The organism is Paenibacillus ferrarius, from assembly GCF_002027705.1.
Lineage (GTDB): Bacteria > Bacillota > Bacilli > Paenibacillales > NBRC-103111 > Paenibacillus_E > Paenibacillus_E ferrarius.
The window spans coordinates 88,556-98,198 of sequence record NZ_MBTG01000026.1 but is presented as its reverse complement, the minus strand read 5'-3'; the positions used below and the strand labels follow the sequence as shown (position 1 = coordinate 98,198).

At 43.3% G+C, this 9,643-nt stretch carries 10 protein-coding genes; 2 read left to right on the top strand and 8 right to left on the bottom strand.

Annotated elements, in window-relative coordinates; all coding sequences use genetic code 11:
- On the top strand, positions 1 to 199 hold a 199-nt coding region (locus BC351_RS42985; RefSeq protein ID WP_208629714.1), incomplete at its 5' end, for a hypothetical protein.
- On the opposite strand, the gene BC351_RS25875 is transcribed toward BC351_RS42985, so the two are convergent.
- A complete protein-coding gene (locus BC351_RS25875; protein WP_079412048.1) occupies positions 167 to 1,489 on the bottom strand; it encodes an IS4 family transposase in 1,323 nt (440 codons plus the stop codon). The two genes, BC351_RS42985 and BC351_RS25875, sit on opposite strands and share 33 nt — an antisense overlap.
- 366 nt (positions 1,490 to 1,855) lie before the next feature.
- Here BC351_RS25875 and BC351_RS25870 point away from each other — a divergent pair, with 366 nt between their 5' ends.
- Positions 1,856 to 2,500, top strand: coding sequence for an SGNH/GDSL hydrolase family protein (locus BC351_RS25870; RefSeq protein ID WP_079416438.1), 645 nt, complete (start codon positions 1,856 to 1,858; stop codon positions 2,498 to 2,500).
- 179 nt (positions 2,501 to 2,679) lie between these two features.
- Here BC351_RS25870 and BC351_RS25865 read toward each other — a convergent pair whose 3' ends face one another.
- The 7 genes from BC351_RS25865 to BC351_RS41770 all read right to left on the bottom strand — a co-directional run bounded on the left by BC351_RS25865 (position 2,680) and on the right by BC351_RS41770 (position 9,588).
- Complete coding sequence (locus tag BC351_RS25865) at positions 2,680 to 2,901, bottom strand: type II toxin-antitoxin system HicA family toxin (RefSeq protein WP_079416436.1); 222 nt, start codon at positions 2,899 to 2,901, stop codon at positions 2,680 to 2,682.
- Complete coding sequence (locus tag BC351_RS25860; RefSeq protein WP_079416434.1) at positions 2,894 to 3,310, bottom strand: hypothetical protein; 417 nt, start codon at positions 3,308 to 3,310, stop codon at positions 2,894 to 2,896. The genes BC351_RS25865 and BC351_RS25860 overlap by 8 nt, the downstream gene beginning before the upstream one ends.
- A 197-nt stretch (positions 3,311 to 3,507) precedes the next feature.
- The gene (locus BC351_RS25855) at positions 3,508 to 4,563 is read right to left on the bottom strand and encodes a hypothetical protein (protein WP_079416432.1); all 1,056 of its coding nucleotides are present in this window, start codon (positions 4,561 to 4,563) and stop codon (positions 3,508 to 3,510) included.
- 33 nt (positions 4,564 to 4,596) lie between these two features.
- Complete coding sequence (locus tag BC351_RS42435; protein ID WP_158082230.1) at positions 4,597 to 4,773, bottom strand: hypothetical protein; 177 nt, start codon at positions 4,771 to 4,773, stop codon at positions 4,597 to 4,599.
- A 418-nt stretch (positions 4,774 to 5,191) separates the two neighbouring features.
- Positions 5,192 to 5,914, bottom strand: coding sequence for a hypothetical protein (locus BC351_RS25850; protein WP_079416430.1), 723 nt, complete (start codon positions 5,912 to 5,914; stop codon positions 5,192 to 5,194).
- A 343-nt stretch (positions 5,915 to 6,257) separates the two neighbouring features.
- Positions 6,258 to 7,841 (bottom strand): response regulator, encoded by a 1,584-nt coding sequence (locus BC351_RS25845; RefSeq protein WP_079416428.1) that lies wholly within the window; start codon positions 7,839 to 7,841, stop codon positions 6,258 to 6,260.
- Positions 7,816 to 9,588, bottom strand: coding sequence for a sensor histidine kinase (locus BC351_RS41770; RefSeq protein ID WP_144028536.1), 1,773 nt, complete (start codon positions 9,586 to 9,588; stop codon positions 7,816 to 7,818). Before BC351_RS41770 ends, BC351_RS25845 begins: the two co-directional genes overlap by 26 nt.
- Between the last annotated feature and the right edge of the window lie 55 nt (positions 9,589 to 9,643).

The following is a 9,643-nucleotide window of genomic DNA, read 5'->3' as shown; positions in this document are numbered from 1 at the left end:
CAATGTCATTAAGATAAGTTCAAAGACAAAATACGGAATAAAGATGAATCCGAAAACGGCATGGGAAAAATCCCTGTGCCGTTTGTTTTTTATGCAAACAAGGAAAAAAGCGCACAGCAAACAAACGGATGGAATATCCGCTAAAAAAATGGTCTTGTTAAACGATTTATGCTACTCTGTAGACGAAGCTAACAGCTGATTTATAGCGGATTTTGCGCGTATTCTGCTGTCCTGGGCGGATGGGTCGAATCGGCAAAATGTTTTTGTGAATCAACGCTTCAACATCGGGCGGGGGTTCATCATCTTTTGAACGCAGGAAATATCTACAAACGTGAACGGCAACCGTGAAGTTGACTTGGTAGTGGTGCCGTTTATCCATTTGGGAAATGACGACGTGTGAGGTCATCATTTCAGCGAAATTGTACATGATCATTCTTGCGAAAATCTCTTGGATGATGGACTCTTGTTTCTTTGCGTGAAAACTCGTCAATCCGACGGTGTATTTCAACGCTCTGAAAGAGGTTTCAATGCCCCATCGCATGTTATAAATGGACTCCAGTTCATCGGGTGGGAAATCTGCGGCAGAAAGATTCGTGATGACAGTTTCATAGGCGCCACTTGGCAGGACGAAACGAACAACCCGAAAGGAAATCGGGTAATACAAGTTTTCATGCAAATCCAAAAAATCAAATGTTGACTTGGAAGGGATGAACTTGTAAATCTCGGGATGAGCCTTGACCTCTTTGGTTTGTTTTTTTGTGAGTGTCAGATGAACTTCAATATCAAACGAACCGCTAGAGGGCAAACGCAAGCCCGAAAGAATACCATTGGAATCCAAATCCTTTACCCGTATGACGTAGTTCCATCCTTTGCGCTCAATATGCGCGAAATTGTTGTAACTTTCATAGCCTCGATCGGAAATAACAATGATTTTACCTTTGATGGGGGAACGATCAACCATAGCTGCAAGTGCTCTTCCCTCGCTACTCAATCTTCGCGGCTGAACAATGGCATCCACGTAAAGTCTGTTGCAGAGGTCATAGGCTGCGTTCAAATGCAAAAGGTTGTAGCCTTTCGTGTTCGGTTGACTTTGAAAATAGGTGTCCGTGTTGGCAGGGTCCGTTGCGATATGTAAATCCGAACCGTCAATCGCAAGTAATCGATACCCGTGGTAGTCTTTGATATCCGTATGCGATTGAGTAAATTCGTGAAACAGGAATTCCACAGCAGACGGCAGGATTTTATTCCTCTGCTGAACAAAAGCAGAAGTGGTTGCGGTGTTTACATCATAGCCCTGCGACTCCAAGAGTTCCTTATAGATGCTGTTACCGCCCATCGAGATCAGGAGTTGCATAACCGTTTCAAAGGGCAGCTTTTTCTTTCGGGTAAAATCTCTTTCGGGGTTTTTGACATATGGTGCGGGTAGCGCTGACATTTCTCGTATGAGAGATGTCAGCGTTTCTTTTAGCGAATTCGCGTACTCATTCATTGGCGTAACCTCCTCGTTTTTCAAGGGGCTTCGCCACACACTTTCAACTGCTTGTCAAGTTCTTTTTTTCTTTTTCATGCAAAAAAAGAGCGGGCTATCTTTTCAGATAACCTGCTCTTTTTTTGATTTTAACCCTGCGCCTTAACTTAATGACATTGCCCGCAAGGGTGCTTCTTTTTACATAACACTTTTATTTGATTCAAAACTTAATTATACCCACACAACCTAAACCTAATTGCAATATTATACCTTTAAGATGCACTTGATAACATGCAGGAGTAAACCCAAAAAAGATCATTCGCACCGATCTTTCATTTAGTTATTAGCACCATAAGTCTGATTAATTGAGGGGTTGGTGATATTCACATGATCTACACAGCTCTTGGAGATTCTATTACTTTCGGGGAAAATGCTTCCTCCTTCGCAAACGCTTATCCCCAATTGACAACATCCAGTTTATGTTCAAGCTCCCGCAGAGTTACTGGCTATGTTATGGCTCGGCCTGGTTGGACCAGCGATGATCTTCTGGATTCAGTGATATGGCGAGGAGCGCCCGTGCTTAGGGATTCTGACGTCGTTACAATTTGGATCGGAGGCGTTGATTTAGCAAACGCTGCACTGATTTCTCTCAAAACTCGGCAACCATCAGCCGCAAAACAAATGGCAGCCAACTATAAGCGCAATCTAAGTGCCATTTTAAATCAAATTAAAAAAGGATGCCATGCCCGCATCTTCTGCTGCACCCAATACAACCCCTTCCCGAACACCCCTCTTGCCGTAGAGTCGGTAGGTCTACTAAATCGTTTGACAACCGAACTTGCGCAAAGCTTCAGTACAAGTATCGTCCCTGTTCATACATGGTTTGAAGGAAAACAAGCGAATCTTATCTATGGCTATAAAAACGGCAAGATTGAGGATGCCTTGAGCGGCTCACTGCCTATCCATCCTAATGATCGGGGGCATCAAGTTATTGCGGCGGGTTTGGCGCCGTATCTTATTCCTCGCAAGTAGCTGCCTCACTTTACACTGCAGTCCGCGGGGATTGAACTAGCTGGGGTTCTTCTCCCTACACAAACATACAGAGGAAAAAAACACCCTTGCGGGTGCTTTTCCTTTGTAGTAGGGCGTGGTGAGCATCTAAGGGCGTAGTCACATTTTTGAAATCACTCGAGAGTTTTTCCTATCTGAATCTATTTTATTGAATTAAAATATTCTTTATCTACTCTCAGTTGCTGTTTTAAGATTCTATTAAACAGACCTTTGCCAATTTCTCCTGTACCTTTCGAAACTGCTGTTCTAAGTATCTCACCGTTTGGCAATTTCTTTTCATATATTTTATCTCTACCGTTTTGTCTAACTAGTACCCAACCATCGCGTTTTATAAAATTTTCCAAATCACTCCAACTAGGCATGGAGCATTCGCACTACGGATTCAACATCGTCTTCCAGTAAAATTCTTAGAATATATGGAGAATGCTTGTGTCGATTCGGAGTGTTGTAGTAACGGGAATAGTTAGCTTCATAATCCATCGCATACTCAACCAAATGTCTGGCTAACTCTTTCTTGAGTTCTTCAAGTGTCTCTGCATCCGCAACAATATCATCAATCTGCTCTACAGATCCAGCATAACGTCCATCTTCATCTTGTTCATACTCAACAGTAAGTTCGTATATGGATAACAATTCTTTCATCTGTTGTTTCGAGAAAGCCATGATAACATCTCTGTTCCTCTTTATGGCTTGGGGTTTCTCTCTAACAATGGTATCGATAAATCCACCAAAATTTGCTCTTACATCGGTAGCATTAAGTACAGTTTGCATAAACAACCCTCCTCACCTCCATTGTACAATCAAATGTACACTCTGTACACTATGTAGGTATAGTATATGGATTTTATTATGCAATTATACATTCATTTATCTACTAATGAGATTGGGAGCAGCTGTGGTTAAGTAGGGAACACGGAATACTAATGTATTTACTATATTCACGCCATAGCACAAAAATTTAAGACTAATTAAGTTGTTATTTTATTGATTTGATCTTGAGTTATTTCAACTTCCCAATGAGTGAATTTGGCCAAGTTCCCAATCGTTTCAGCAGCAGAGGAGCCTTCAGCCGTATATTTAAGTGTACTTGGCACTATGATCTTGACCTCATATTTCCCCGGAGAGATTACCTTACCATTTTGATCTTTTAAATCCCATGCAGGAACCGCTGCCTGATACCATGATTCTTTTGGAACATTTCCTTTTAATATAGGGAGTTTATAACTTTTTATTGCCTCTTTAGTTTCACCATTCACTTTATTTATTTGATACTCAATTGCAAGGGGTTCGATGTTTATATCTTTATCACTCGGGTTTTTAAATTGTAAAGATGATATAAGAGCTTTTTTGTTCAAATCGACAGATGGCGGACCAAATGAAACTCCAGCAATACCACTTATCATTCCATCCGAGTAACTATCCATTAAAGTAAGTCCCCACATGTCCTTAACCAAAACTTCGAAAGAGGATGGAGTCTCTTTTGACACAATTGGTGCAGTTATTTTTCGTGTGTCTCCAACCTTTAGTGCCGAATTACCTTCAATGCTAATTTCAGCACTTGATCCGATAATTTTTTTACTTGAATTTAACGCGTGGATCTCAATGATTTTCCCGTCAACGTTCTTATTTACATGTAGCAAGGCCGAGAGGGATACCTCACCTAGAGAGGGTACACTTTCTAAATTAGTAATTGATATGAAACCATCTACGTCCTCCAGTATGACGCCGTTATCTTTATTGAAATAAATGTCGATTACATTTTTCCCATCACTTGAAGCCGATGGTAATGCATAATTAACTTTTGCATCCAATGCTTCAGAAAATAATCGCAAGGGGATGTATGCTTTATTATTAAAATTAATAACAGGATCATCACTGCTAAAAGTTATCTCTTTAGACACGCCATTGTTGTGAAAAGTTACTTTGCTTGGAAAAAGAAATGCTTGCATGCTATCTGACGCAAATGCAACAGAACAAGCCGATATACCAATCCCTAAAACTAGTCCAGAAATAAACTTTTTCATAATAAGCACCCCTTTTGATAGTTCTGCAGTCCGTTATAATGTTAGACGTAATGTATATAGTATTTGTTTTACAAAGAGTCCCTCAACGGTCACTGCAAAGAGATTCTCATTGATTTCTTCTATAGAAGAGACAAGATCATCCATGTAATAATCGTAACCTCGCTCTACAATTACACTGCTTACTTTCTCTTCAAATGTCAGAATATGCATCTACTAGTCATCCACCCTGATAAACACACTTAGCATGACAATCACTATATCAAACCACAAAAGTGTTTCCAATATAGTCTTAAGTTATGCCTTAGATTATTAGAATCATACTTTTACAGGAAGTATCTTAAAACAAGCATCGCGTTTTCCTGCTAGATCAAATCAATAACAGTGCAGGTCTGACTCTCAATAAAAAAGCGGCAGTACCGTCAAAAGCGTCAAAAAGACGCAACTGTCAATACTGACGCTTTCCTTGGTGATCGCTTGAAGCTGCGTGGCCCTCAATAAAGGGCAGTCCATACCTTACATCTATGTTCATCTGGGTCCCCGTACCCCCGACCATTTTTCTCGAATCTCTAATTTTTCTCGGGATGTATGAAAGAAGCCGTATTCCCGGTAAGGCTGTGCCCTATGCAACCTAACCGGAAATCGGATCCCTAGGCTCGGCCAGATCAACCGCTTTAGATATATACAGCCGGAATTGGTCGAGATCCCGGTCGAGAAATTCCCGAATGACGGTAATCACCTGCCATCCCTCATCGTTTAGGTTACGTGCTTGTTTCTCGTATTCGGAATATTCCGAGTAGCTGCATCTTCTCTCTACGATTTCGTCTCCAACAAATTGGATAGCAATTTTCGTAAGGAACTCAGAGGGATATAAATAGAGGCAGTAGCGCGTTTGAGCTCGTTTTATGGGATAGCCTGCTTTCAGATCATTAAAATCAAAGTTCACGAACGGTCCCCAGAGCTCTTGAAGGAAAATGCATACTTCCTCGCCGTATTTCACCTCAGTCTTTTTATTGAGACTTTTTGCCATCCAACGGGTAACATTCGGGTGGACAAAACGTTCTTCTTTTGACGGACGATCCACTCTAACGTTTTCCGGATACTCGAATTTATAGCGAAGCGATTCCCTACCGCATGAAACCAGCTCCCCCGATTGATCGAGCACTATCGAGTCATTTGTGATGCAATTTCGGTAATAAAATCGCTGATCTTTATTGTACATGAACGTCATATATGCCATAATGTTGCGGGCATCTTCCGGGTGCTCCCGGTTCAAATAATCGCTCAATGGAGCAAAAGCCCGATTGAGCCATCTCTCCGTTACTTTCTTGGGAAAATTAATTTGCGGATACACGATATCCTCCTCTCCTAACTGCCGATAAAAAAAAGCACACATGCGAGCAGAAAACAGACTTCTGCAGGCACGGTGCTTCCGTTTCATCGGATATTGAATTAATGCAATTATATCATCTGTAGCCAACTATTTCCAGTTTTTTTATCAAACGCAGCATCCGTATAGCGGACCTTTTTTTGTAGCTCTTGTCTATTCAAACGTCTTCCACCTTTCATGCCAGCTAGCCGCAGCCGATTGCAGTCAACCTTCCCGTTTCATGCGTTTGACTCACGGCGTGTTCGTCTTCTTCTTCCTCCCCAACGACGTCCCTCCAAAAGTATGCTCATAACTTATTCCTGTAGGTTTAAAGCTCCCCCTTGCGATAGGCCAGCGGGCTAACGTTGAATAACTTTTTGAACGCTTTTGAAAAGTAGGACAAGTTACTGTATCCAGCCACCTGCGCAATTTCACTGATGGGCTTGCTGCTGCCGCGGAGAAGCTGCTGGGACAGCTTCATCTTCTCGGTCAGAATATATTCCGATAATGACTCACCTGTCTCCTTCTTGAAAAGTCTCGACAAATAAGCCGGGTTCAAGTGCACCAATTCCGCCAACTCCGGACGCTCGATGCGATCATCTAGATGCGCGTGAATGTAATCTTTTACCTTTCTTACGATAGAGTCTTCATCCGTCTTCACATAACGACTGACCACCCCCGTCACCCGAACGGCCCATTCTTCCATCTGTCGGATCGTCTTGGGGATCAACGCCATCTCGAGCGCTTCCGTCTCCGCGAATACTTCCTGTACATATTTCCCCCGTTTGTGCAGCACCGAATAGATCGTTTGCAAAATGCTGTGATAGTAGATTAAAAGCGACTCTGCATTGCCGCCTTCAAACTTAAAGGCCGCAAACAACTGATAAATTCGCTGATGCAACTCTGTCTCATTGCCTTGCTCGATCAAGGACGGCCACCCGGACAGATCGAAGGCTCGGAAGCGAGCTGATTCTTCCTTCATCGGCTTGTAGAGATGGACGGTCTGGGATCTCTTAATGTTGTCAAACTCTATTTTCAATAGCGCTTCACAGATCAGCTTCGTCTGCTCGATAGGCGACGGTTCGCCAATATAACAAGAAGCCTTACAGTAAAAGTGCCGCCCGCTGTACTGGATGAAGGCTTCACACCGACGGACAATCTCATTTATATCCATTCGTGCCATCTTGTCGACATACAGGAAAATGACATTCGCACCGTTTCGCTCCTGAATGGTGCAACCAGCCATCCCCTTCAGAACAATCTCTTCGGCAACTTTGCGCATCGCATACTCCATTAGCTCTTCATCCCGTTCGGTAAGAACCTGCGTCCATTCTTCAATACTGATAAGGATCGGCAGAACCTCCATCTGCTCCGGGTTGAACGGAACCGCAAACTCCTGCAAAGCTTTCCCCATCGGCTCCGTGGAAGTCGCAATTCGGGAGCTGAGCACATCCTGCCAAAATCGCTCGACCAGCATTGGTTTTTTCGTCTCCCAGAACGCTTGCGCCATCCCTTGCGACGCCTTCCAGTCCCGCTCCTCCTGCATCGACTTGGCGATTCTCCGGACTGTCTCCTTCAAATCGGCATAATCCACGGGCTTGAGCAGATAATCATGGGTGCCGAGTTGGATGGCCCGTTGGGCGTATTTAAATTCCGCATGGCAGGTTAGGAACAACGTCGCCATATCCAAATAATGGAGCCGAATCCATTCGAGCAGCTCAAAACCATTTCCTCCTGGCATTTCGATATCGCAAATGACTAAGTCAATAGCTGTCATCTTGAGAATTTCCTGCGCATTCTGGATATTGTAGGCTTCATAGATACCCGTGAAACCTAGGGAGGCCCACTTAACACCTGATTTAAGTGCTTCTACGGCATAAATTTCGTCATCCACGATCAATAGGTTGAACATGGCGAGTTTCCCCCTCTTTCTGTCCGCTCCATCGGAGCGGAATCCGAATACTCACGCAAGCCCCATTCGGCTCCAAATTTGCAATTTTCAACTCTGCTTCTCCACGGTAAAGCATCTTTAATTGGTGGAACACGTTCCATATCCCGATGTGCTCGTCCGTGAATGAGCGATCCTCCATTCGTTCGCTCAAACTCTCAGTTAATTCCGTTGGGAAACCCTTCCCGTTGTCTTCAATTCGGATTTCACAGTAACCCTTCTCTTCCTTCATCTGGGAGCTTACCGAAACGCGAATATGAAAGATATCTTTTCCCATCGTAAAACCATGCTTTATAGCATTCTCGACGAACGGCTGAATGGTAAGAGGCGGAATCAGGACTCCAACAACCGACTCGTCTATCGTCCATTTGTAGTCTAGATGCTTCGGAAACCGCAGCATCTGAATTTGCATATAATGTTCAATGTTCTCCATCTCTTCTTCAACTGTAATCAGGTTCTCTTTCAAACGGGCAAAAAAACGAAGATAGCCGACCATATGCCGGGTCATTTGCTGAATGAGCTGAACCTTGCCTGTCTCCGCTAGGCTATAAATAATGTTGAGGGAATTAAAAAGAAAATGTGGATTCATCTGCAACTGCAGTTGCTTCAACTCAGCCTTCTGTGAACGTATCTCTTCTTCATAGACATGGATTTTCAAATCATGGATTTGAGATGCCATATTGTTGAACGTAGCATCAATTAGGCTAAACTCGTACGAATGATCGGTAGTAAGGCGAATGTCCAAATTTCCTTTGCTGATTTGACGCATAACCTGGATCAAACGCTGCATCGGCCGAATAACCAGCTTCTGCAAGTACATCAGGAAGATGAGCAGCAATATTCCCGCAGCGAATGGAATCGCATAAGTAATCCGCTGGAACAGTGGAACCTGCTGAAGCATCACTTTCTCTGGAATCATCACCGCAAGCACCAGGTCCGACAGCCTCATCCGATGTTGGACAAGCAAATAGGTATCTTTTCCTTGTACGACTTGATTAACGCTTCCCGCTTCCCGAACCGCTTTGGTCACTTCATCTGCGGCATCTGGAGGCGTTGGGGCAAGCCATTGTCCTTGGGTGTTCAGGAAATAAGCACTGATCTTGCGGTCCCGTGCAATCAACTGGAGCGGTGTCATTAAATCATTGATCTTGATCAAAGCCCCGACGTAGGTGTTCGTATCGGTGCTTACGATGCTTAGCAGAAATTGTTCGCCTTTAATTTGGCAGCTTACCCATAGGAATTTGAATTCCATCAATTTTTCTCGGTTTGCAGCATCGTTAAACAAGCCTCGAAGGAAATCATTAATGCTTACAAATTCTTCATACGAGCTCTGAGTAAGCTGGGCGGTAATCAAATCTTGATTGGGCGGAATGTAAACAAAATCCAAATACACATTTTTATTGTAAGGGAAATCCGAATACAGCTTTTCGGAAACCGCAACCCGAGTCAGCACATAATCGTCCCCTTTGTTTATATTGTACATTAGGGAACGGATGCGAGGCTCCTGGTTGGCCAGCTTGTATAGATAGCTATTGTTAGTTTCCAGCATCTGATCGATTTGATCCCCATACAGGGTCAGCAAGGCAGAATTGTAGCTCTCTACCTGTTCCCTAACAACCTGACTGGAATAGTAGTTGGTGTAGAGTAAAAAGCTGACAAGCGGAATGGTGATCAGGCCAAACGCGAGAATCACCTTCATTCGCAAGGTCATAATGACATCCACTCCTTTCGATAGCTGATATATCGATCCAGAGTTATTATAATAT

Excerpts from the sequence above, each read along its gene's own strand:
- BC351_RS25875 (WP_079412048.1), bottom strand. The coding sequence starts at position 1,489 with ATGAATGAGTACGCGAATTCGCTAAAAGAAACGCTGACATCTCTCATA.
- BC351_RS25870 (WP_079416438.1), top strand. The coding sequence starts at position 1,856 with ATGATCTACACAGCTCTTGGAGATTCTATTACTTTCGGGGAAAATGCT.
- BC351_RS25865 (WP_079416436.1), bottom strand. The coding sequence starts at position 2,901 with ATGCCTAGTTGGAGTGATTTGGAAAATTTTATAAAACGCGATGGTTGG.
- BC351_RS25860 (WP_079416434.1), bottom strand. The coding sequence starts at position 3,310 with ATGCAAACTGTACTTAATGCTACCGATGTAAGAGCAAATTTTGGTGGA.
- BC351_RS25855 (WP_079416432.1), bottom strand. The coding sequence starts at position 4,563 with ATGAAAAAGTTTATTTCTGGACTAGTTTTAGGGATTGGTATATCGGCT.
- BC351_RS42435 (WP_158082230.1), bottom strand. The coding sequence starts at position 4,773 with ATGCATATTCTGACATTTGAAGAGAAAGTAAGCAGTGTAATTGTAGAG.
- BC351_RS25845 (WP_079416428.1), bottom strand. The coding sequence starts at position 7,841 with ATGTTCAACCTATTGATCGTGGATGACGAAATTTATGCCGTAGAAGCA.
- BC351_RS41770 (WP_144028536.1), bottom strand. The coding sequence starts at position 9,588 with ATGACCTTGCGAATGAAGGTGATTCTCGCGTTTGGCCTGATCACCATT.